Origin of the sequence: Streptomyces ossamyceticus (genome assembly GCF_001418475.1) — a bacterium.
Lineage (GTDB): Bacteria > Actinomycetota > Actinomycetes > Streptomycetales > Streptomycetaceae > Streptomyces > Streptomyces ossamyceticus.
On the sequence record NZ_LIQX01000237.1, the window covers coordinates 26995 to 48100 of the forward strand.

The window sequence follows — 21106 nt, forward strand, 5'->3', positions numbered from 1 at the left end:
GGCCTGGGACGCATCCCCTGACTCATCCCTCCAGCAGGGCGGGGTCGCCGAATCTCCTTGAGGGAGCAGTCGCACCGGTCCCACGAGGCCGTCATCGCGCACCCGCGCGATGTGTGTATGACCATCCCTTCCGAAGAACCTCATTCCGACGTCAGGTATGTCGTCGTAGTAGCCCCGTGCGATGAGCCGGTTGTTCAACGAGCTTGAGACCCGGTGCTCGACCTGCACAACGAGTTGGCGGGATCCGGTATCCACGCCGCGCACATCGCCATCAACACCTGGCTCCGCGAGGGCGGCCCCGAGGGCATCCCCTCGGCCGGCCCCGAGCAGGTCGCGCCCCTGTACTGGGGCCTGTACGAGCGCCGCGACCAAGCCGAAGCCGTCTTCAACGGCTGACACCCCCACCAACTCCCACTTCTCGAACACCGCGAGGACACCAGCATGACCAGCACGCTCAGCGGCAAGACCGCTCTCGTCACCGGATCCAGCCGCGGTATCGGCCGGGCCACCGCCCTCGGCCTCGCCCGCGAGGGGGCCCTGGCCGCCGTGCACTACGGGCGCGACAAACAGGCCGCCCAGCAGACCGTCGACCTTATCGAGAAGGACGGCGGACGGGCCTTTGCCGTCGGCGCGGAACTGGGCACGCCCGGCGCCGTCGACCAGCTGTTCCACCAGCTGGAGGCCGGACTGCGCGAACACACCGGCGAGACCGTCCTCGACATCCTGGTGAACAACGCCGCCTCGACGATGCCCGCCGGCAGCGTCCCGGAAGAGGTGTCAGCCGAGCAGATCAACGAGATCTTCGCAGTCAACGCCAAGGCCCCCTTCCTCCTCGTCCAGCGAGCTCTCGGGCTGATCCCGGACGGCGGACGCATCATCAACATCTCCTCCGCGGTCACGCGCATGGCTGAGCCGTCGCAGATCGTCTACGCGATGTCCAAGGGCGCGCTCGACCAGCTCACGCTGCACTTCGCCCGGCACCTCGCCCCTCAGCACATCACGGTCAACAGCGTGCTCCCCGGTCTCACGGACAACGGCAGCGCGGTCTTCCAGATGCCCGGGGCGCGCGAACAGATGTCGCAGCTGTCGGCGTTCAAGCGCCTCGGTGAGCCGGAGGAGGTCGCCAATGTAGTGGTCTTCCTCGCCACCGACCGGGCGCGCTGGATCACCGGAGCCTCCCTCGACGCCACCGGCGGCAGCCTCCTCGGCTAGCGCTCCGCCGCGTCCCCTCCCTCGCTCTCTCCCCGAAGGACTCCACCCCTGATGAACGTCTTCCTGTGGATCGTGCAGGCCGTACTGGCCGTCATGTTCGCCATGGCCGGTGTCATGAAAACCACCCAGCCCAAGGACAAGCTCGTCGAGAAGCTGCCCTGGGTGGCCGACTTCTCAACCGGCACCGTCCGCTTCATCGGCATCGTGGAATGCGCCGGCGCCCTCGGTCTGATCCTGCCCGCGGCCACCGGTATCGCCACCGTACTGACACCACTGGCCGCTGTCGGCCTCGGTATAACCATGCTGCTGGCCGCGACGTACCACGCCCGCAAGAAGGAATCCCCCGCGATCGGCCTCAACGCCGTCCTGCTGATCCTTGCCGTACTGGTGGCCTGGGGACGCTTCGGCCCGTACGGCCTCTGAAGCCGCCATCCGCTCCAACTCCCAAGTACGGGGGCCCGGTTCGTCACAGATCACCGGGCCCCATCGCCCGCCCCACTTCTTACTTCTCCGCCCTGACCGCCCCACCGGCAAGGAACCCCATGCGTGTCACCGTCTTCGGCGGGACCGGCGGCATCGGCCGCCGTGTCGTCTGCGGGGCCCTGTGACGTTGCGCTTCAGTTGGCGGGTTGTGCGCGATGGCTGGCGGGCGGCCGGAAAACCGGGTGCGGCATGGTCTGGCCCTTCCCTACGCTGAAGTGATGGACTCTGTGCAGGTCAGGCCGATGCACGAGAGTGATCTCCCGTCGGCTGAACGGGCTTCGGCGGTGACGTTCTTCGAGGCGGAGCGGGCCACCAGGCGGGTCAGCGATCCTGAAGTCGAGGAACGTTCGGCGGTCGCCTCGAAGCAGTGGATCGACCGGATGCGCTTCTTCCTGAACGCCGACCCAGGAGGATGCTGGGTCGCGGTGGAGGCGGATGCAGGTACCGAAAGTGCGGTTGGGTTCGCCATCTCGCAGAACCGCGGCCGTCTGTGGTTTCTTGCTACCTACGGCGTGCTGCCCGGCTATCAGGGTCGGGGCATCGGCAAGGGCCTGATGGACGCCGCGCTCGCCCACGCCGACGGGCGCCCCGGCATCTTCTCCTCCAGCGTCCATCCCGGGGCGACCCGCCGATACCGGTTGGCGGGATTCTCGCTCCACCCGCAGTTGAGGATGGTCGGTACCGTCGACCGGTCCACCCTCCCCGCAGTCAACGGCCTGCGGGAGGGCCGGTCCGACGACTTCGAGTGGATGGACCGGCTGGACCGGGATCTGCGTGTGGCGGGCCATGGTCCCGACCACGGCTACATGCTCAACACCCTCAGGCTGGTCGTGTCCGAAGACCGGGCCAGGCCGGGATACGTCTACATCGACGACCGAGGGCAGGCGTCGCTGCTGGCTGCCGCGGACCCGGAAACCGCGCAGAGACTGTTGTGGGAAGCCCTGGCCTCGTCACAGGGAAGGACCCTGGTCAACTGCATCACCGCCCCCAATGAGTGGGCGGTCGATGTCGGACTGGCCGCCCGTCTCGACATCGGCCAGGAGGGCTACATCGCCGTTCGCGACATGCCCGTCCCGGCGCCCTACCTCGCCAGCGGGCATTTCCTCTGACTGCTATAGCCGTTAGGGCAGTTCCGCCCCCACGTCTTATCGGAGGACCGGCCGTCCGTGACGCTCCAGCTGCCCGCCGGAGTCTCCATCGAAGCGAGGCTGCGGTGCCCTCCGCTCGTCTGAGACGAAAGCGCGGCGTCTTGGCCGACGAGACGTTGCGCTTCGGTCAGCGGGTTCTGCCGGGTGGTTGGCGGGCAGAGTAGCGCCCTCGATGGGTGGTTGGTGCGGGTTTATGAGAACCGTTCGCGGGGTGCCGGCAACGGCGGTGTTCTGACGGCATGGACGCCGTATTCCGTGAGGGAGACGCCGAGTCCTCCGTGGTCTGGTCCCATGCGTGCACGCTTGACGGTCTGTGTGCTCCGTACGCCCTGCCGGAAGGGGCGGTACGCCAGATGGACAGCGGTCCGGGCTGGGCACGCCGGTGGACCGCCACGTGGAAGACCGGCAAGGCTGACGTTGTCTGCCCGGTGAAGGACCTGGCCGGGGCGCCGGTGCTGTCCTCCGTTCCGCTGCGGCGTTTTTCCTGGCGCTCTGGCCAGGAACACCGTCCGGGGCTTGAGTGCCTGGTGTCCACGGGGCGCCAGCACGGGTTCGAGAGCCTCGCCGAGCGGCGGCGGCGGCTGCTGCTGCTGCTGCTGCTGGCATTGGACTTCGCCGGAGGCGTGAACGAGGTGCTGTCCCAGCCGTTCCGGCTGCGGTTCACCGCTGAGGCGGGGCCGGGCGAGCACACTCCCGACTTCCTGGCGTTGGGGGCGGGCGCCGGCTGGCTGCTGGACGTCCGGCCTGCGGGGAGGATCAAGCCGGAGGACGAGCTTCAGTACTGGGCCCCGTCCCGCGGGTACGGGCCTGTCGGTCAGGGCTGTGCGAGGCTGCGCCCGTGGTCTGCCGCGTACGCCGCGAAGACGTCCGTCGCCGTGCCACCGGTGTGCAGAAAGCGCTGGTCGAGTACGGCCGCGAGGTCCTTCAGCGCACCGGCCAGCACCTCACCCGCCAGGCGTACCTCCGATCGCCGGGCGGCCTGCCCTCGCCGGGCGAGGGTGGCGGCGTAGCCGACCGTGGCCGCCAGTGACGAATGGTCCTCCCCGTCATGGAAGTAGTACGCCTCGGCGTACTGGGTGAAGTCGATACGCACGCGCACGACATCGGTTGCCAGGCTGTCCAGCAACAGCGCCCCGGCGGTGCAGTCGATCTGCTGCGACGTCCGGTTCGCGTCGCGCAGCAGGGCCAGCCGGATGGCCAGGACCCTCCTGCGGGTCAGTGCCGGGTAGATCTCCAGCACCCAGGAGACCGTGGCCGTCAGGAGGGCGAAGCCGACGAGGGCTTCCAGTGGGGAGACCAGGCGCAGCCAGGCGTCGCCGGGTGCGATGTCCCCCAGGCCCAGGGTGGCCACCGTGACGAGCGACAGGTACAGGGAGTCCAGGAGCGGGGGCGCCTGCGCCGCCTCGGAACCGGGTGAGAGGGCGAACGCCCCTGGCATGTGCGGCCAGTAGACGACGGCCCAGCCGAGGACGACGGTGAGGGCCCACATACCCACCACCGTGACCATGGCGAGCGGTCCTACGAGCCCGACGACACGTCGACGCGCGCGGAAGCGCCGGGCCAGGCGCCACATCGCCGTCATGACGAGGCGGCTCAGACCACCGTGGCGGGTGGGGTGCCAGAGGGTGTGGAAGAGGTCTCGCAGGGTGAGCATGACGAGCCCGGCGCCGATCAGCGAGACCAACCACTTCATCCATGTCTCCCACGGCACTGTCGCCTGAAGCGGAACCCCGCTTGCGGAGCCTACGGCCTGTCCGGCGGATCCTGCCGCAGACGCCGAGGTCGGCGCGCCCGTCCGCGCGGATCAGGCCCGCCCGTCCGCGTGGATCAGGCCCGCCCGTCCGCGTGGATCAGCTGTCCGCCAGCACGAGCGTGCAGGTCTCTCCCGGTGCGATGGTGACGGCCCGGTCGGCCAGCACCACCCGGATCGGTGACTCCTCCGAGTCGGGCACTCTGATCTCCAGCTGCCCGCTCCGGCGCCGTACGCCGACACCCCAGTGGCCGCGGTAGCGCAAGGAGAACCCGTACTCCGAGAGCGCGGGAAGGGGCACCGGGTCCAGGCAGAGGGCGTCCTCACGCGTCTCAAGGCCCGTCAGCCCGCGTTGCACCAGGTCCAGGGTCCCGGCCATGGCGCCGAGGTGGATACCCTCGCCTGTGGTGCCGCCCTGGATGTCGGCGACGTCCGCCTCCAGGGCCTCCTGGACGTAGGTCCACGCCTCGGCTCGCCTGGCCCGGGCGAGGACGAGGCCGTGGACGAGGCCGCTGAGGGTGGAGCCGTGGCTGGTGCGCCGCAGGTAGTAGTCGACGGTCCGGCGCCAGACCTGATCGTCCACCTCGTACCCGAGACGGTGGAACAGGTTCCGCAGCTCGGCGGGCGAGAAGAGGTGGCCGAGCATCAGGACGTCGGCCTGTTTGGAGGCTTGGTAGCGGTTCACGGAATCGCCCTCGGCCTCGAGGATGCGGTCCAGCCGCCGGATGCTGTCGTAACGGGTGCGATAGGCGTCCCAGTCCAGCTCGGCGAGGTCGCCGTAGCCGTCGAACTGGCTGATGACTCCCTGGTGGAACGGCACACTCAGCCGCCGGGAGACCTCCTCCCACTTCGGGAGTTCGCCGCTGTCCAGCTCGATGCGCTCGAACAGCTCCTGCCGACGCCATACCGGAAGGCGCCGCACCAGGTCCAGGGCGCGACTGAGCACCCAGACGGCGGTGACGTTCGTGTACGCGTTGTCGTCGAGTCCCGGCCGAGCGGCGTCCGGGTAGCCGTCGTGGTATTCGTCGGGGCCGACCACACCACGGATGCGGTACCGACCGAGGCTGGGGGCGAACTCCGCGCTGTCCGCCCAGAACCGGGCGATCTCCAGCAGCATCTCCGCGCCTTTGGTGTGCAGGTACTCGGTGTCACCGCTTGCCTCGCAGTACTGCCACACGTTGTAGGCGATCGCCGAACCGACGTGGTGCTGGAGCCGGGAGTGGTCCGGCAGCCACCGGCCCGAACGGGGGTTGAGGTGCACCTCCTGTGTCTCCTCACGGCCGTCGCTCCCGGACTGCCACGGGTACATCGCCCCTGCCCGGCCGGCCGCGCGAGCCGCGCGGCGTGCCTGCGGCAGGCGCCGGTGACGGTAGTTGAGCAGAGCCCGGGAGACCTCCGGGAAACGCAGGTTCAGGTACGGAAGCACGAACAACTCGTCCCAGAAGACATGCCCCCGGTACGCCTCGCCGTGCAGCCCACGGGCCGGCACCCCCACGTCCAGCTCAGCGGTGTGCGGCGACAACGTCTGCAGCACATGGAACAGATGCAGGCGCAGGACCCGTCCCGCCTCCCCCGGCACCCGGATGTCCGCGCTCCGCCACAACCGTGCCCAGGCGGCGACATGGGAGTCCACGAGCGCGGGGAAGTCGGCGGCCGTGGCCACTCGGTCGAGCGCCGCGCCGAGCGGGTCACTGATCGCCGGATCACGGGAGGTGTGCAGGGCCACTGTCTTGTCCACGACGGCGGGTCGGCCCGGAGCGACCGGGACCACCAGCCGGTGTACGGCACGGCGGTGAGACGGCCGAAGCTCCGACGACGTGGGCGGCTGCCCGACGGCGACCGTACGGGCCGCCATGCCGATGCCCACCTCGGAGGTGCTGGTGCGGCAGCTCAGCCACGTGAGGTCGGGCGCGGACGCGCCGGTCCGTACACGGGCCAGGTGGTGACCGTCGAGGGATCTGTAACGGTGCACGTTGCTGTTGATCACATCGCCGTCAAGGGCGGCTTCGACCTCCAGGTCTCCCGACCACTCCTCGGCTGTGACGACGGTCCGCAGTGCGGCCAGGTGCGGATCCGCCATGTGCACCAAGCGGATCTGCTCCACGCTCAGCGTGCCCGCCGCCTCGTCCCGAAACCGGAACATGCGCGTCAGCGTGCCACGGCGCAGGTCCAGGGCGTGCCGGTGATCGAGCACGGGACGCGTGTCGGGTGAGATCCACGGGCCCACCGATCCGTCGGCATGACGGAGACGGAAGCGCAGGAGCAGCCAGTTGGGGAGATTCACGAGGTCCTCGTTCACCACCCGCCGGCCGGCCACGGTCGACTCCAGGCGGTTGTAGACCCCGGCCGCGTAGGTGGCCGGGTAGTGCACCAGGCTCGCCCTGCTCTCGGGTACGGCGCCGCGGGTGGCGAAGTAGCCGTTGCCGAGCGTGCACAGCGATTCACGCAGCCGCTCGCCGGCCGGGTCGTAGCCCTCGTACTCCCAGGTCCACTCCGCCATCCGCCGTCCTCTCCTTCTCCCCTCACGAGGTGCGCGGGAGCATGAGACGCGTGTCGGGTCAGTCCCGTTGGGGGACGACGGCCACCGGGCACTCGGCATGATGCAGCAGGGCATGGGCGACCCTGCCGAACTGCAGACCGACATGGCCGTGGTGCCTGCGCGCACCCACGACCACCAGGTCGGCGTCGGAGGAAGCATCCAGCAGGACCTTGTGGGCGGGGCCTTCGACAGCCTGTCGACGCACTTCTACCTGAGGGTGGTTCCGCACGGCGTCGCGCAGCACGTCGGTGAGGAGGGCGGAGGCGCGCTCCTCGTGGGCACCGGCGGCGTCGTCCGCGATCAGGGGATGGACCACGTGTTCCTGGGCGGGGCGGCGCCAGGCCCGTACGGCGTGCAGGGCGCAGCCGCGCGTCTCGGCCTCGTGGAAGGCGAACCGCACGGCAGCCGTGCCCTCCGTGGAGTCGCCGAGGCCGACCACTACCCGCCCGAAGGAGCCCTGCCGGTTCGGCTCACCGCCGCGGACCACGATCACCGGGCACACGGCACGGGCGGCCACCGCGAGGCTGACCGATCCCAGCAGGATCCCGGCGATCCCACCGCGGCCGCGGGAGCCCGTGACCAGGGCGAAGGATTCATGAGCCGCGTGCAGGAGCGCGGTCACGGCGTCGTCGGGCAGTACGTCGCTGGAAACCTTCACCTCCGGGTTGCGCAGCCGGGCTCGTTCCGCGCAGGAAGCCGCGATGTGCTGGGCCATGACCTCTTCGGCGGGGCGGTCAGTGCCGAAGGACGGGCGGGCTCCCTCGTACCGCTCCCACAGAGAGGCGTGGACGAGCCGAAGTGACAGCCCGAGACGCGCCGCCTCGTCCACCGCCCAGTCCACGGCCTCCAGGCTGGAATCCGATCCGTCGACACCCACGACCAGCGGGAGCTCCATGGTCACCATCACCTTCCTCCCCGGGCACTGCCCTAAAGCCCCTGTCAATACCGTCGCACCGCAAGGGTTCCGACGCGACACAGGGACCGGCTCTCGAAGGGGGTCTTCGGCCCGGGTTGCAGGGCGACGGTTTCCGACGATCGTGGAGTCATGCGGTGGGACAAGGAACGGGGCTCCATCCCTCACATCGCCGCCACAGCCGCCGCATCGGTCTGATACGAGCCCGCTTCCGCTTCGAGGCCGGGGTGAAGGGAAGGGAGGGCGGTCGTGGCAGCCCTGTCACGCCTGTGAGTTCGACGCGGCTGCGGTCCGTGAGGCGTGCGGAAGCGACCCGGAGCTGGATCACGCGCTGTTGACCTACGTCGTCGGCGTGATCGCGGGCCGGCTCAGGTCCTCCCGGGTGCGGCCGCTCGACCTGTACGCACCCCATGGCGCCGGTGAGGTGCCCTGACGAGGCGAGACGAGGAGGATCGCGGTGCCTGAGACCCCGCACATCGTCAGCGATGTGATGACCCAGACGGTCGTGGCCGTGGGACGCGGCGCGCCGTTCAAGGAGATCGTGCGGACCATGGAGCAGTGGAAGATCAGTGCCATGCCGGTCCTGGAGGGCGAGGGCCGTGTCATCGGCGTCGTCTCCGAGGCCGACCTGCTGCCCAAGGAGGAGTTCCGCGACAGCGACCCGAGCCTCTCCGAGCAACGCGGGCGCCTTTCCGACGTCGCCAAGGCCGGGGCAGTGACGGCGGAGCAGCTGATGACCACCCCGGCCATCACGGTCCACCCCGACGCGACCCTGGCACAGACGGCCAGGATCATGGCGGTCCGGCGCGTCAAGCGGCTGCCCGTGGTCGACGACATCGGCATGCTTCAGGGCATCGTCAGCCGCGCCGACCTGCTGAAGGTCTTCCTGCGCTCGGACGAGGAGATCGAGGAGGAGGTCCGCCGCACGGTGGTGTCGTACCTCTTCCCAGCCTTCAGCCACGCCATCCACGTGAACGTGCACGAGGGGGTCGTCACACTCCGCGGGCACATCCACGACACCTCACTCATCTCGGTCGCCGTGCGCCTCGTGCGCGCCGTGGAGGGCGTCGTGGACGTCGAGCCACAGCTCACCGGCGAGTGAGCCTCCCAGGTTCAGCGGGCTCGTGAGTCGGCGGCCCGCCGAGGTGGGGCCGCCGGCGGCGACCCGTGCGCGCTACTGATCGGCCGGAGTGATGCGTCTGCCCGTGAGGCGCGTGGGCCGGATCGACACCCACATCTCGCGTGCACCGCCCGCCCATGGCCCGGTGTGCGCGCGCCGGGCGAGCCCACGCACGGCGTCGGGCTCCGTGACGACGTTCGCGGGGCCGACTGCGAGCACACTCCAACCCTGGCTCAGCGCCTCGTCCACGTGGTCGGCCTCGAAGGCGACCTCCGTTCCGACAGCCGCCGCGGGCACGGAGTCGGGCGCGGTCCGAAAGACGATCGCGTCCTCCACGACCTCGTAGTTGACCGGGACGACCGCAGGAGCAGCGCGTGCCCGCCGCCACCTGAGAGGGCGGTCAGACCTCTTCGAGGACGACGCCGGAACCACGAAGGTACGCGTGGTGCTGGACACCGGCACCACGGCGCTCACCGGCCACGGGACCGCGCGCTGCCACCCGGCGGACGCCGACGCGCCCGAGACCGGCGACGAGTTGGCGGCAGGCCGGGCCATGGAGGACCTCGCCGGACAGTTGCTGAACACAGCCGAGCGCGACATCGAGGTGCGGCCTCGCCGTCCTCCTCACCTCGCTGCGGACCCGTGCGGTCCGGACACGGTTCGTTCTGGGGCCGAGGACCGTGCGTTTTCCGCTGTCTGTTCCTCGATGCGGCGCCGGACCCGGGCGGTGAGGGCGCTCAGCCGCTTGGAGGCCGTCGCCCGCGGCGCGACCGGCGCTCGGATCCGTCGGGCCGCCGACGGCAGCCGGCCGAGGTCCGCCGTGAATCGCTCCCGGCACTCGTCGAGCGTGGGCCGGGTGCCGGTGCGCTGCCCGCCCCGCATCACCGTCTCCAGCAAAGGTCCGCCACCCGCGGGTGGCTGCTCGTCGGCCAGGCCGATCACGTCCGTGTATCCGGGGAGGCGAAACACCTGCTTGGGTCCGGGTGCCGTCACTTTCGCCGACGACAGCTTCATCACCGGGCGTCCCTCGTACTCCACCATCTTGTACGCCGAGTCCAGATACGGTGCGTCGGCCGAGACCCCGACGCGGGTGCCGACGGCGTACGTGTCGATCGGCGCTCCCGAGCGGATCAGGTCGTCCAGCGCGTACTCGTCGAGACCGCCGCTGGCGACGATCCTCACCTCCGGCAGGCCCTCCTCGTCGAGGATCGACCGTGCCCGCACCGCCAGGGCCCCGAGGTCGCCGCTGTCCAGCCGCACGGCCGAGCCGGGCCCACGGTCCAGGTCCCGCAGCACGCGCGCGGCGACACGTACGCCCGCGTCGGTGTCGTAGGTGTCCACCAGCAGGGTCACCGGCCCCGGGTGGGACCGTGCGAAAGCGCGGAAGGCGTCTTCCTCCCTGGTGAACGCCTCCACGAAGGAGTGGGCCATCGTGCCGACGGCGGGGATGCCCAGGGCGGTGGCCGCAGCCACGTTGCTGGTTCCGGCGAAACCCACCATCGCGCCGAGGCGGGCGGCCTGGAACCCGGCCTGGGGGCCGTGAGTCCGCCGCAGGGAGAAGTCCACGACCGGATGCCCCGCCGCCGCGAGGACGCACCGTGCGGCCTTCGAGGCGATGGTGCTCTGGTGACTGAGCTGGTTGACCACGTAAGTTTCGGCCAGCTGCGCCTGCGGCAGAGGCGCGGTCACCTCCAGCAGCGGCTCTCCCGCCAACACGATCCGTCCCTCCGGCACCGCCCGCACGTCACCGGTGAACTCCAGGCCGAGCAGGAACTGGAGATCCCGCCGCGGTCGACGCACCGCGGACGCGAAGGCGTCGACGTCCTCTTGGCCGACGCGAAGTCCTGACAGATAGTCCAGGACCGACTCCAGCCCCGCGGCGACCAGGAAGCCGCGCTCGGGCGGCAGGTCGCGGACGAAGAGGCTGAACGTCGCGGGGCCGGTCATTCCCTCCCGGAGGTAGGACATGACCATAGTCACTTCGTACAGGTCGGTGGTCGTCACGTCGGACATCGGCGTCGCCTCCTCGGCTCCCGTCCGGGCTTCCTGCCTGTCACCGGCGAAAGCGCGCGGACCACAGGGGCTCGACCACGTTCCACTCGGCGTCCCACTGTGCGTACCTTCTCCGGTCCAGCACATGGCGCATGCCTGCCCGCGCCGCGTAGAACCCGGCGCCCACACCGATCGCGGTCATCCCGCCCACGAACCAGCCGGTGGTCGTCGCGTTGAGCTCACTCATCGGCGGACTGGTGAGGCCGCCGCCCCGGTCCACCCACACCCGCACGGGGGCGCCCTTCGGCGTTTCTGACTTCACGAGGGTCGTCCCCGTCCGCACTGTGCCGTTGTCGTCGGTCCAGCGGACCTGCGCCCGGCGCTTCCCATCTGTGGCGACACCCTTGACATTCGTGGTCAGTCGGGCGGTGACCTCGTGCCGATCCGCCGACTGGGCATGCACGGTGCGCATCGACGACTCGTACGCCGTCAGCCCCGCGCTGAGCGCGGCCATCGGCAGGCCGAGGAAGAGGACCAGCGTCAGCAAGCCGCGGAACCAGGACTCGAACCTGTCGGACGTACGTCGCAGAGGGTTCGCCCCCTTCGACGCGTGCTCCGGGCGCGGCGGCAGCGGACCGGACGCTTGCGGCGAGTTCTGTGTACTCATGACTCGGCCTCCACCAGGTCGCCGGCCAGTTCCTCCGCCACTTGTCCCACCATGGAACGGCAGCGGCCTGCGGTCACAGGGCCGAAGGTCCTTGCGGGGACGACGTCCGGCCTCGCAGCAGCCGACCGTCCGACGTGGTTCGTCTCCGCCGGTCCGGTCACATCCGGGGAACGACCGCGACCGGACATGGCGCGTGATGCAGTACCGCATGGTTGATCAATCCCAGTTGCAGGCCCAGGTGCCCCTGCCGTCTGCGGGCGCCGACGACCAGCAGGTCCGCCTCGGAGGCCGCCTCCAGCAGCGCCTGGCGTGCAGGTCCCTCGATCACCCGTCGGCTCACCGAGGCGTCGCGGTACTGCTCCGACGCGTCCCGCAGGGCGTCGTCCAGCACCTGCGCCGGCGGACGCCGATGGTCCTCCAGGGCATACCGCGAGGGGGCTTGAGATGTGGTGAGAGCACCGAACGGTGCGCTCCAGGCGTGCACCGCCACCAGCCGGCAGTGCCGCACATGGGCCTCGCGGAACGCGAACCGCACGGCCGTGCTGCTGCCCTCTCCCTCCTCGACGCCGACGACGACGCTCCCGAACCGGTCGTCCCGGTGCTCTGCCGCGCCGCGCACCACGACGACCGGGCAGTCCGCTCGTGCCGCCACTGCCAGGCTGACCGAGCCCAGGAGCATCCCGGCGAGGTCACCCAGCCCTCTGGACCCGAGCACCAGCGCGAAGGCGTTGCGCCCTTTGTCGACCAGGGCGGCGGTGGCGTCCCCCTGCAGCACCTCGCTCGACAGCCGCACCTCGGGAGCACACGCCCTGACGCGTTGCGAAGCGGAGTCGATCACGTCGGGCGCCTCGCGGTCCCGCGCCGCCGCGTGCAGGAGATGGAGCGGCACACCGTGCCGGGCGGCTTCGCCGACGGCCCAGTCGACCGCCTCCAGGCTCCCCGCGGACCCGTCGATGCCGACCACCAGGGGAATCGTCACCGCCCCCATCTCCTCTCGGACGGATCCCGCCTCTCCGGCTCCCCTCCTCCGGTCCGCATGCGCCGTGGAGAGGATTGGGGTACTCCTCGAATGAGCGAACCCGCCACGCCCGGCATGCCGGCGGCGTACGGACCATCCACACCGTGGGACTCGTTCACCGTCATCCACCCGTCATCTCCAGCTTCGTACGAGACGGAGGCCGCCGCCATGCAACCGGTCGTCACCGTGGGCCTGGACGGCTCACCGGAGAGTCTCGCCGCTGCCCACTGGGCCGCCGACGAGGCCGAGAAGCGCAAGCTCACCCTCCGGCTGCTGCACGCCTGGCCGATGCTGGCACCGGAACCGACCCACGTTCCCTCTGAGATCGATCAGAACCAGGGGGCGAGACGTCTCGTCCACACCGCGCAGGCAGAACTCCAGGCACGCCACCCGGGCCTGTCCATCGTCGGGAACCTGGTCGCCGACGATGCCCAGAACGCCTTGCTCCAAACGGCGTCGGAATCCGACATGCTCGTACTCGGTTCGCGGGGGCTGGAGCCCGCCGAGAGTTACTTCCTCGGCGACGTGAGCATGCCCGTCGTGGCACGGGCGGAGCGGCCGGTGGTACTGGTCCGCGCCCGGACCGGCGGGGAAGGGCCGGGCCCGGCGTCCACGGATCGCGTGGTCGTGGCCCTGAGCCTGCACGGTTCCTCCGACGACCTGCTCGACTTCGCCTTCCACACCGCTGCCGCCCGAGGCGCTTCCCTCCACGCCATGCACGGCCGAAGAGTGCCACTCCACGCACGCGTGCCCTGGGGTGCGGACCACTACGGCACCGAGGAGACCGCGCGAGACGCGCTGAGGGAGCTGCGCAAGGCACTCCGCCCCTGGCGCGAGAAGTACCCGCAGGTGGACGTGGACGACGGCGTCCGTCTCGAGAGTCCCGCCATGGCCGTGGTACGGGCCGCCGAAGGCGCCGCGCTGCTGGTCGTCGGTCGGCGCCGACACCGTCCTGGTCTGCCACCTCACCTGGGTCCCGTGGCACAGGCCGCCATTCATCACGGGCGCTGCCCCGTCGCCGTGGTTCCTCATGGCTGAGGCCGACGGCGGGCCGGTGCCGCGCGCGGAGGTGTGCGAGACCCACACCGCGATCGTGTTCTTCGTCGGCGACCGCGCCTACAAGCTGAAGAAGCCGGTGGATCTGGGATTCCTGGACTACACGACGGTGACGGCCCGCCGGGCCGCGTGCGAACGCGAAGTCGCTCTCAACCGCCGCTTCGCCCCCGACGTCTATCTGGGTGTGGGTGAGGTCCACAGCCCCGACGCGCAGGTGCCCGAACCGCTCGTGGTGATGCGCCGGATGCCCGCGGACCGCCGCCTTTCCCAGCTGGTACGGGAAGGGGTCGCCGTCGACGACGTCCTGCGGGCCGTCGCCCGGCATCTCGCTGCGTGGCATGCGGACGCGCCCCGGAGCCGGGAGGTGGACGAGCAAGGCACACGGGACGCTCTGTCCTCCCGCTGGGAGGCCAGTTTTCAGCAGGTCCGCGCGTTGGCCGACGACGACGTCGTGCCGGACGGGGTGGCGGAGGTGGAGCGGCTGGTACGCCGCTACCTCGCCGGCCGCAAGCGGTTGTTCGACTCCCGTATCGAGCAGGGGCGGGTGGTCGACGGCCACGGCGATCTGCTCGCCGAGGACGTCTTCTGCCTCGACGACGGGCCCCGTGTCCTGGACTGCCTGGAGTTCGACGACCGCCTTCGCCATGTCGACGGCCTCGACGACGCCGCGTTCCTCGCCATGGATCTGGAACGACTCGGCGCCCATCAGGCGGCGGCGTACTTCCTCGCCCAGTACGGCGAGTACTCCGGCGACCCCGCACCGCCGTCCCTGTGGCACCACTATGTCGCCTACCGCGCCTTCGTCCGCGCCAAGGTCTCCCTGATCCAGGCGCGCCAGGGGGCGCCTGGCGCGGAGGCCGCGTCGCGGCGGCTGATCGCGATGGCGCTGCGCCACCTGCGTACCTCCGCCGTCGGCCTGACGCTCGTCGGCGGACTGCCCGGCAGCGGGAAGTCCACCCTCTCCGGAGCGCTGGCCGACCGGCTGGGGGTCACTCTGCTCAGCAGCGACCGCCTCCGCAAGGAACTGGCGGGGATCCCGGCTGAGCAGTCCGCGGCGGCCGGCTACGGCGAGGGCCTGTACACGCCGGAGTGGACGGCCAGAACCTACGCCGCTCTGCTCGACCGTGCGTACGCCCTGCTGTCCTCCGGTGAGTCCGTCGTCCTGGATGCCACCTGGTCGGACGAGGCACAGCGCGAAGCGGCTCTGCGCATGGCCGAACGCGCCGGCGCCGATCTGCTGGCCCTGCACTGCCACGTGCCGGGCGACGTGTCAGCGGCTCGCCTGAGCACGCGCGCTCCCGGAGCGTCCGACGCCGACCTCGGCATCGCCACCACCATGGCGGCCAGGGAACAGCCGTGGCCCGAGGCCGTCACGGTCGACACCAGTGGCACGTTGGAGGCCGCGGTCGCCCAGGCACTGGCCGCCGTACGACCATGGGGCACCGGCCAGGCACCGGTCTTCCGCCGCCCCTACATGGAGCCGGACTAGACGACCCGCTGTCCCGCCTCCGCCTCCGCCTCCGCCTCCGCCGGCAGGGAGTGGATGACCATGCGCGCCCTCGTCTGGCCCCGGGCCCGGTGGGCCAGGCGGCGCTGATCCCCCCGACCGCCGCTGCCTGGACCACGAGGAGGCGTTGCCGCGGGACTTCGCCGACCAGCGCAGCGACGAACCGCCCGCCCTCGACACCTCGCTGGAACGGGGCTGGCGGGCGCAGCTCACCCTGACCCGCAGCCAGCTCTCCATACTCCCCGTCCCCCTCCTCGACGCCCACGGGGCCAAGGACGCCACGGACACGGCGGCGTCCCGATGACCAGCGCCCGCCGTACGCCGCCCGGCCGTGCGGGGCGCCAGCGCCCAGGGCGCGGTCTTGATGCCGCCGAGCGCGGAGCCGATCTGCTGGAGCAGAAGCTGCGCATCCCGCGCTCCGAGCACCAGCGGCTGCCGCGTGCGCGGGAGGCAGCCGAGCGCGACCGCGACTGACGGGACCTGCTGGTTGAGGCCGAGAGCCGGCTGCTGCGCGGACTGCTCCTGGGAACAGGCCCTCGACTCGGCCGCCGTGGGCATCCGCGCCGCCGGGGTCACGGTGCACTGGACCACCTCCATGGGGGTACGCCATCCGGCGACGGTCTCCACGTCGGTACCGTGCCGTACGCACCGCCGCCGAGTACGTGGCCGCCCACGCCGCCGAGTTGGTGGGCGCCGAAGTCGTCGGCACACGCCACCGGGCCCGTGCTCTGCGGCGTCACTGGATCCCCCGCCTGCGTGAGGCGCTCGACTGGAGCGACCTGGCCTTGGAGCAGGCGGAACACGAGGACGGCGTCCGGCGGCGCTGGGCTGCGCGGCTCAGTCCTGAGGCGGCGGAGCGTGGCGGAGGGGAACCTGAGGGTGAGAGGTGACGGCATCGATCCGAAGGAGGCATCGTGAGCGGTCTCGTGGTCGTGGGCGCGGACGGTTCGGCGTCGAGTCTTGCCGCGGTGGAGGTGGCCGCGCGGGAGGCGCGGTCGCGCGGGGCGGGGCTTCGGGTGGTGCATGCGTTCGTGTGGCCGGCGATGCATGTGCCGTTGGGGTCGTCGCCGCTGGGACCGCCGGAGGGCGGGCTGCGGAACATGGTCGATCGCCTGGTGGCCGAAGCGGTCGAACGGGCGCGGGCGGTGGCGCCGGACATCGAGGTCGGTCATGTCGTGGTCCATGGTGAGCCGTTGACGGCTCTGGAGGCGCAGTCGCGTGCCGCTGAGCTGGTGGTGGTCGGGTCCCGGGGCATGGGCGGGTTCGTCGGGCTGCTGGTGGGGTCGACGGCGGTGCATCTGGCGGCGCACGGCCGTTGTCCGGTACTGGTCGTGCGCGAGCAGCCGCACGCCGACGGTCCGATCGTGCTGGGCGTCGACGGCTCGGTCGCGGGGCGGGAGGCCGTGGATTTCGCCTTCGCCGAGGCCGCCCTGCGAAACGCGCCGTTGGTGGCCCTGCGCACCTGGACCACGTGGAACGCGCCGATGCTCGCCCCGCAGGATCCGTCCGAGCCGTTCGCGAACCCGCCCGGGGCACTGGCCGAGGAGGAGGAGCGGCAGCTGGCCGAGGCGCTCGCCGGCCGTCAGGAACGCTACCCCGGTGTGGTGGTGGAGCACCGGGTGGTGCACGGCGGGGCGCGGGAGGCGTTGATCGAGGCGAGCCGCTCCGCTCAACTGCTGGTGGTCGGTGCGCGGGGGCGCGGTGGTTTCGCCGGGTTGCTTCTGGGCTCGGTCAGCCAGGCCCTGTTGCATCACGCGCAGTGTCCGGTCGCGGTGGTGCGGGGAGAGGAAGGGCGCCGCTGAGGGCTCTGTCGCGTGGCCCGGCACCCGGCCCCGCCATACTGGCGGCCCAGCCTGGCGTGCCCGCCGTGGGGGCGGTTCACTGGAACGCCGCGTGGATCTCCTGTTCGGTCGCGGAACGGGAAACGAGCAGGAGCTCGTCCCCCGCCCGCAGGCGGATCGCCGGATCCGGCACGGTGGGCTGTCCGTCACGGACGATCGTCGCGACAACCGTCCCCATGTTCTGGTAGACCGCCCGGCCGAGCCGTACCGCCGTCGCGATGGACGCGAACGAGTCGTCCAGTAGCACCATCGAGGCCGCCTCCCGGGCGCGCTCCCTTCGTGCGAGATCCTGCCTCGGCTCCAAGGGCACCCCCAGCGGCGCTCGCTCCGCTGCCAGGGGGCCCTGTCCCGGCACACCCCGTCCACGAGCGCGGCGCGGGTCGGAATGTGTGGCGATAGAGGGGCGTCGTTCTCGGCGGCGGGGGGCCGCGTCTACCAGCGCACCGGCAGCTCTCGCAGGCTCCGCATGAGGCTGGGGCGCCACCGTGGTGTGCCGTCACCGTCGAAGGACAGGCGGGGGAAACGGTCCAGCAGGATACGTAGGGCCAGCGTCGCCTCCAGCCGTGCCAGCGGGGCGCCCAGGCAGTGGTGCAGGCCGTACCCGAAGGCGAGGTGAGCACGGGTCTCGGCCGGATCACGGCGGATGTCGAACCGGTCGGGGGCGGGGAAGCGCGCGGGATCGCGGTTCGCGGCGGCGATGGAGAGCACGACACGCGCACCCGCCGGTACCCGGGCGCCGCCGAGAGCGATCGGTTCAGCGGCGTAGCGGTAGGTGCCCGCTGGTGCGGGTGGCTCGAAGCGGAGCGTCTCCTCCACCGCGCCCTTCAGCAACTCGGGGTCGGTACGGAGGGCGGCGAGCTGCCCGGGATGGCCGAGCAGCAGCTGGACGGCGTTGGCAATGAGGTTGACGGTGGTCTCGTGCCCTGCGACGAGCAGCAGGAAGGCCATTCCGAGCAGTTCCTCCGGGGTGAGCCGGTCGCCGCCGTCCCCGTCGTGGGTGCGGACCAGGGCATGCAGCAGATCGCTGTCCGCGCCGTCCCGAAGCCGCCGTTTCTCCTCCGCCAGCCCCGCGAGGTACGCGGCCATCTCCTGGCCGGCGCGGGCGGACTGCTCCGCGTCGTCGAGGGCGACGACCTTCGTGGACCACGCCCGGAAGGCATCCCGGTCCCCGTCCGGCACTCCGAGCAGCTCGCAGATGATGGTGAGCGGCAACGGATGGGCGTATGCGGCCACCAGGTCGGCCCGGCCGTCGGCGGCCACGGCGTCCAGAAGCGCACCGGCCGCCTCCTCGACGCGGGGCCGCAGCGCCTGGACGCGGCGGGCGGTGAACTCGCGGGCCACGAGCGTCCGCAGCCGGGTGTGATCGGGCGGGTCGACCTGGAGCATGTTGCGGCCCACGGAGTACAGCCCGTCGTCCTCGAAGTCGGCAGAGTGCCGTACGTCGTTGCGCAGCCTGGGGTCGGCGAACGCGACACGCACTTCCTCGTGCCCGACCACCAGCCACGACTCGTCCCCGGTGGGGAAACGCACGTGGTGGACGGAGCCGCGGGAGCGCAGCGAGTTGAAGGCGGAGTAGGGGTCGGCGGTGAAGTCGTCGGTGAGATCGGCGAGTCGGACGGTATGGCGCTGCGTACACATCGGCGGCTCCCGAAGAGAAGCGGGGATCAATCCCCGTTTAGAAGTGGGGAACATCCCCCGTTTAGGTTCCGGCCGCGACCGTAGCACGAAGCGGGGAGCGGTCCTCGTTTCCGTCTGCAAGGGCAAGCCCACAAGTGTCCGAATGACGACTGTGACACCCGGCGCCTGTCCGGGCGGCTACGGCAACGAACCGCACAGCGATCGCGTTGCGGCCGCCGGTGCGATCACGGCGGCACAGCCGGGCCTGGACAGACCTCCGTTCACCGGGATGAGCCCGCGCCGCTTCGGCAGACCGGTGACCGCCGTGCGCCGCGAGGGAGGGGACACGGTCCGCCGAGGCCGGCCCTGGAGCCCCACTCGATCGAGCGCCGGCCAGGTCAGCATCCGACGCGTTTCCACAGGTCAGCGCACCCTTCCCCGCGGCTTCAACGGCACCGGAGGCAGTGCCGGGGCGGGCAGAGGAGCACCGTCGTACCCCTTCACCTCTCCGAATCGCGTTCCCTCCATCCAGTCCCGGCGAGCCTGTTCGATCTCCTCCTGGGACCGGCCGATCCAGTTCCAGAACATGATCAGTTCCTCCTCGAAGGGCTCGCCGCCGAGGAGCATGACGGACGCGTCGGAGTCGGCGCGCAGGGGGAGTTCGGTGCGGCCGCAGCCGAGGTACAGCATGGAGCCGGGGATCACCGGCACCCCGTCGACGTGGGCCTCGCCGGACATGGAGAGGACCGCGTACTCGAAGTCGGATTCGAGGGGGAGGCGGAGGTCGGCGCCCCGCGTGAGAGTGAGGTCGGCGCCGACGATCGGCGTGAACGCCGTGCCGGGGGACGTCGCGCCGTCGAGGGAGCCCAGGATGAGCGTGGCCTCCAGGCCGGGGGCGGTGACGACCGGCAGCTCCGCGTGGTGCTCGAAGCGCGGCTCGGTGTGCCGGTGCTCGTCCGGCAGGGCGACCCACAGCTGCGCGCCGTGCAGGAAACGGGCGTGCGACCTGGGGCTCTCCTCGGAGTGGCTGATGGCCCGCCCCGAGGTCATCAGACCCAGCTCGCGCGGGCGGATCGTCTCCAGGCTGCCGGTGGAGTCGCGGTGCAGCACCTCGCCCTCGTGCAGCCAACTGACGGTCTGGAGGCCCATATGCGGGTGCGGCGGCACCTGCATGCCGGGCTCGTCCGCGATGTCGTCCGGCCCGTAGTGGTCGACGAACGCCCACGCGCCCACCATGCGGCGCCCCAGGTTCGGCAGCAGGCGCCGCACTTCCGTGGACTCGCCGAGTCGCACACGGCGGGGGCTCAGCAGCTCCCGCACGGGCTCGGCGACGACGAATCCCCGGCCGCCGCACACGCTCGGCACCGCCTGACGGTCAAGATTGCTCATACCGCTCAACCTAGCCCCCGCCCGGCCCTTCCGTCAGACCGAACGCCTCCCCCCACCACCTGGGCGCCACCGGCCGACCGCCCTGGGGTGCCCCTGGCCGGTGAGGAAGTCCTGCGCGAGGCGCGCTCCAGGGGGGTGAGCGGGACCCGGTGCCCCGCGCGTCGAGCACGCGCGCCGCCAGTGCGCCGGCCCGCCCGGTGGAAGTCGACGCTGACCGCGGGCGCCAACCGTACGGCGCAGGGGGTGAGGTCCAGGGCACAGCTGGGCTCATCCTCATAAATAGTAGCCATGGCTATAGTAGCCATGTACGGTATTGGCCATGAGCTCGACTTTCGAGGGCGCGACGCCCGGATTCCTCGTGTGGCGCTTGTCCATGAAGTGGCGCGTCGCGGTCGACCGCGCGGTGGCGCCGCTGGGGTTGACGCACGCCCAGTACGCGCTGGTGGCCTCGCTGCACGGCATGCACCGGGCCGGGCTGCGGCCCAGCCAGCGGCAGCTCGCCGATCACACGGGTCTGGAGGCGCTGTATGTGTCGAAGCTGGCCCGAGCCCTGGAGACCGCCGGGCTGCTCGAACGGACGCGGGACCCCCGTGACCCGCGCGCCGTGCGGTTGGCACTCACCGATGAGGGACGCGAGGTCACCCGCCGCGCGATCGACGTCGTCCAGGGCCTGCTGCACCAGCTGATGGAGCCGCTCGGCGGCCTCGACAGTGCCCGCGCACGGGAGTTCACCCGTGAACTGACGACCCTGCTCAACGTCCCCCTGGACCCGTCCCTCCCCTCTGAACGCACCGAGGAGCAGTCATGACCACCCCTGCGACGACCACCGCCTCCACCCCGTCCCCGGCACCGCC

The 21106-nt window shown here is 71.1% G+C and carries 20 protein-coding genes and 2 pseudogenes; 12 read left to right on the forward strand and 10 right to left on the reverse strand.

Annotated features, from left to right (window positions below; genetic code table 11):
* Nucleotides 1–213: 213 nt before the first annotated feature.
* The 4 genes from AOK15_RS18410 (at nucleotide 214) to AOK15_RS18425 (ending at nucleotide 2804) form a co-directional block, all read left to right on the forward strand.
* Nucleotides 214–396 carry a hypothetical protein gene (locus tag AOK15_RS18410; RefSeq protein WP_055518113.1) on the forward strand — a complete coding sequence of 61 codons (183 nt, stop codon included), beginning with the start codon at nucleotides 214–216 and terminating at the stop codon, nucleotides 394–396.
* 45 nt (nucleotides 397–441) lie between these two features.
* Complete coding sequence (locus AOK15_RS18415) at nucleotides 442–1212, forward strand: SDR family NAD(P)-dependent oxidoreductase (protein ID WP_055518115.1); 771 nt, start codon at nucleotides 442–444, stop codon at nucleotides 1210–1212.
* A 51-nt stretch (nucleotides 1213–1263) separates the two neighbouring features.
* Entirely contained in the window at nucleotides 1264–1635 is a 372-nt protein-coding gene (locus AOK15_RS18420) for a DoxX family protein (RefSeq protein WP_055518122.1), read from the forward strand.
* A gap of 215 nt (nucleotides 1636–1850) precedes the next feature.
* The gene (locus AOK15_RS18425) at nucleotides 1851–2804 is read left to right on the forward strand and encodes a GNAT family N-acetyltransferase (protein ID WP_240508486.1); all 954 of its coding nucleotides are present in this window, start codon (nucleotides 1851–1853) and stop codon (nucleotides 2802–2804) included.
* An 853-nt stretch (nucleotides 2805–3657) separates the two neighbouring features.
* On the opposite strand, the gene AOK15_RS18430 is transcribed toward AOK15_RS18425, so the two are convergent.
* From AOK15_RS18430 to AOK15_RS18440, 3 genes are all read right to left on the reverse strand, one after another.
* Nucleotides 3658–4536, reverse strand: a complete 879-nt coding sequence (locus AOK15_RS18430) for a potassium channel family protein (protein WP_055518126.1) — start codon at nucleotides 4534–4536, stop codon at nucleotides 3658–3660.
* A 157-nt stretch (nucleotides 4537–4693) separates the two neighbouring features.
* Complete coding sequence (locus AOK15_RS18435; protein ID WP_055518129.1) at nucleotides 4694–7093, reverse strand: glycoside hydrolase family 65 protein; 2400 nt, start codon at nucleotides 7091–7093, stop codon at nucleotides 4694–4696.
* Between the two features lie 58 nt (nucleotides 7094–7151).
* The gene (locus AOK15_RS18440) at nucleotides 7152–8027 is read right to left on the reverse strand and encodes a universal stress protein (RefSeq protein WP_055518164.1); all 876 of its coding nucleotides are present in this window, start codon (nucleotides 8025–8027) and stop codon (nucleotides 7152–7154) included.
* Nucleotides 8028–8502: 475 nt separating this feature from the next.
* Here AOK15_RS18440 and AOK15_RS18450 point away from each other — a divergent pair, with 475 nt between their 5' ends.
* The gene (locus AOK15_RS18450; protein ID WP_055518134.1) at nucleotides 8503–9147 is read left to right on the forward strand and encodes a CBS domain-containing protein; all 645 of its coding nucleotides are present in this window, start codon (nucleotides 8503–8505) and stop codon (nucleotides 9145–9147) included.
* A gap of 72 nt (nucleotides 9148–9219) precedes the next feature.
* Here the strand turns inward: AOK15_RS18450 and AOK15_RS18455 are convergent.
* Nucleotides 9220–9531 (reverse strand): annotated as a pseudogene (locus AOK15_RS18455) (pyridoxamine 5'-phosphate oxidase family protein); the annotation flags it as partial.
* 22 nt (nucleotides 9532–9553) lie between these two features.
* On the opposite strand from AOK15_RS18455, the pseudogene AOK15_RS42300 reads away from it, so the two are divergent.
* Nucleotides 9554–9769: pseudogene (locus AOK15_RS42300) on the forward strand (dsRBD fold-containing protein); the annotation flags it as partial.
* A 20-nt stretch (nucleotides 9770–9789) separates the two neighbouring features.
* Here the strand turns inward: AOK15_RS42300 and AOK15_RS18460 are convergent.
* The 3 genes from AOK15_RS18460 to AOK15_RS18470 form a co-directional block, all read right to left on the reverse strand.
* On the reverse strand, nucleotides 9790–11178 hold the full coding sequence (locus tag AOK15_RS18460; protein WP_055518137.1) for a nicotinate phosphoribosyltransferase: 1389 nt from the start codon (nucleotides 11176–11178) through the stop codon (nucleotides 9790–9792).
* A gap of 40 nt (nucleotides 11179–11218) precedes the next feature.
* Nucleotides 11219–11824 (reverse strand): Rv1733c family protein, encoded by a 606-nt coding sequence (locus AOK15_RS18465; RefSeq protein WP_055518139.1) that lies wholly within the window; start codon nucleotides 11822–11824, stop codon nucleotides 11219–11221.
* A gap of 157 nt (nucleotides 11825–11981) precedes the next feature.
* Nucleotides 11982–12803 carry a universal stress protein gene (locus AOK15_RS18470; RefSeq protein WP_055518167.1) on the reverse strand — a complete coding sequence of 274 codons (822 nt, stop codon included), beginning with the start codon at nucleotides 12801–12803 and terminating at the stop codon, nucleotides 11982–11984.
* 207 nt (nucleotides 12804–13010) lie between these two features.
* Here AOK15_RS18470 and AOK15_RS18475 point away from each other — a divergent pair, with 207 nt between their 5' ends.
* The 5 genes from AOK15_RS18475 to AOK15_RS18490 all read left to right on the forward strand — a co-directional run bounded on the left by AOK15_RS18475 (nucleotide 13011) and on the right by AOK15_RS18490 (nucleotide 17207).
* Nucleotides 13011–13880: a universal stress protein gene (locus AOK15_RS18475; RefSeq protein WP_055518170.1), complete on the forward strand. Its 870-nt coding sequence runs from the start codon at nucleotides 13011–13013 to the stop codon at nucleotides 13878–13880.
* Nucleotides 13873–15387 carry a bifunctional aminoglycoside phosphotransferase/ATP-binding protein gene (locus AOK15_RS18480; protein WP_240508487.1) on the forward strand — a complete coding sequence of 505 codons (1515 nt, stop codon included), beginning with the start codon at nucleotides 13873–13875 and terminating at the stop codon, nucleotides 15385–15387. The genes AOK15_RS18475 and AOK15_RS18480 overlap by 8 nt, the downstream gene beginning before the upstream one ends.
* A 145-nt stretch (nucleotides 15388–15532) precedes the next feature.
* Entirely contained in the window at nucleotides 15533–15709 is a 177-nt protein-coding gene (locus AOK15_RS42305; protein ID WP_205632167.1) for a hypothetical protein, read from the forward strand.
* Nucleotides 15706–15879, forward strand: coding sequence for a hypothetical protein (locus AOK15_RS46910; protein WP_157870293.1), 174 nt, complete (start codon nucleotides 15706–15708; stop codon nucleotides 15877–15879). The genes AOK15_RS42305 and AOK15_RS46910 overlap by 4 nt, the downstream gene beginning before the upstream one ends.
* Before the next feature lie 440 nt (nucleotides 15880–16319).
* On the forward strand, nucleotides 16320–17207 hold the full coding sequence (locus tag AOK15_RS18490; protein WP_055518141.1) for a universal stress protein: 888 nt from the start codon (nucleotides 16320–16322) through the stop codon (nucleotides 17205–17207).
* A gap of 76 nt (nucleotides 17208–17283) precedes the next feature.
* Here the strand turns inward: AOK15_RS18490 and AOK15_RS46915 are convergent, their stop codons facing one another.
* The 3 genes from AOK15_RS46915 to AOK15_RS18505 all read right to left on the reverse strand — a co-directional run bounded on the left by AOK15_RS46915 (nucleotide 17284) and on the right by AOK15_RS18505 (nucleotide 20252).
* The gene (locus AOK15_RS46915; RefSeq protein WP_055518143.1) at nucleotides 17284–17496 is read right to left on the reverse strand and encodes a hypothetical protein; all 213 of its coding nucleotides are present in this window, start codon (nucleotides 17494–17496) and stop codon (nucleotides 17284–17286) included.
* 182 nt (nucleotides 17497–17678) lie between these two features.
* Nucleotides 17679–18884: a cytochrome P450 family protein gene (locus tag AOK15_RS18500; RefSeq protein ID WP_055518145.1), complete on the reverse strand. Its 1206-nt coding sequence runs from the start codon at nucleotides 18882–18884 to the stop codon at nucleotides 17679–17681.
* A 402-nt stretch (nucleotides 18885–19286) separates the two neighbouring features.
* Nucleotides 19287–20252: a pirin family protein gene (locus AOK15_RS18505; RefSeq protein WP_055518146.1), complete on the reverse strand. Its 966-nt coding sequence runs from the start codon at nucleotides 20250–20252 to the stop codon at nucleotides 19287–19289.
* Nucleotides 20253–20571: 319 nt separating this feature from the next.
* On the opposite strand from AOK15_RS18505, the gene AOK15_RS18510 reads away from it, so the two are divergent.
* A complete protein-coding gene (locus tag AOK15_RS18510; RefSeq protein ID WP_055518148.1) occupies nucleotides 20572–21060 on the forward strand; it encodes a MarR family winged helix-turn-helix transcriptional regulator in 489 nt (162 codons plus the stop codon).
* The last annotated feature ends 46 nt before the right edge of the window (nucleotides 21061–21106 follow it).

Bases quoted from the DNA above. Each gene is read 5' to 3' on its own strand.
- AOK15_RS18465 (WP_055518139.1), bottom strand. From the start codon at position 11,824: ATGAGTACACAGAACTCGCCGCAAGCGTCCGGTCCGCTGCCGCCGCGC.
- AOK15_RS46915 (WP_055518143.1), bottom strand. From the start codon at position 17,496: ATGGTGCTACTGGACGACTCGTTCGCGTCCATCGCGACGGCGGTACGG.
- AOK15_RS18430 (WP_055518126.1), bottom strand. From the start codon at position 4,536: ATGAAGTGGTTGGTCTCGCTGATCGGCGCCGGGCTCGTCATGCTCACC.
- AOK15_RS18475 (WP_055518170.1), top strand. From the start codon at position 13,011: ATGCAACCGGTCGTCACCGTGGGCCTGGACGGCTCACCGGAGAGTCTC.
- AOK15_RS18480 (WP_240508487.1), top strand. From the start codon at position 13,873: ATGGCTGAGGCCGACGGCGGGCCGGTGCCGCGCGCGGAGGTGTGCGAG.
- AOK15_RS18435 (WP_055518129.1), bottom strand. From the start codon at position 7,093: ATGGCGGAGTGGACCTGGGAGTACGAGGGCTACGACCCGGCCGGCGAG.
- AOK15_RS18505 (WP_055518146.1), bottom strand. From the start codon at position 20,252: ATGAGCAATCTTGACCGTCAGGCGGTGCCGAGCGTGTGCGGCGGCCGG.
- AOK15_RS18500 (WP_055518145.1), bottom strand. From the start codon at position 18,884: ATGTGTACGCAGCGCCATACCGTCCGACTCGCCGATCTCACCGACGAC.
- AOK15_RS18425 (WP_240508486.1), top strand. From the start codon at position 1,851: ATGGCTGGCGGGCGGCCGGAAAACCGGGTGCGGCATGGTCTGGCCCTT.
- AOK15_RS18415 (WP_055518115.1), top strand. From the start codon at position 442: ATGACCAGCACGCTCAGCGGCAAGACCGCTCTCGTCACCGGATCCAGC.
- AOK15_RS18510 (WP_055518148.1), top strand. From the start codon at position 20,572: ATGAGCTCGACTTTCGAGGGCGCGACGCCCGGATTCCTCGTGTGGCGC.
- AOK15_RS46910 (WP_157870293.1), top strand. From the start codon at position 15,706: ATGACCAGCGCCCGCCGTACGCCGCCCGGCCGTGCGGGGCGCCAGCGC.
- AOK15_RS18440 (WP_055518164.1), bottom strand. From the start codon at position 8,027: ATGGAGCTCCCGCTGGTCGTGGGTGTCGACGGATCGGATTCCAGCCTG.
- AOK15_RS18460 (WP_055518137.1), bottom strand. From the start codon at position 11,178: ATGTCCGACGTGACGACCACCGACCTGTACGAAGTGACTATGGTCATG.
- AOK15_RS18420 (WP_055518122.1), top strand. From the start codon at position 1,264: ATGAACGTCTTCCTGTGGATCGTGCAGGCCGTACTGGCCGTCATGTTC.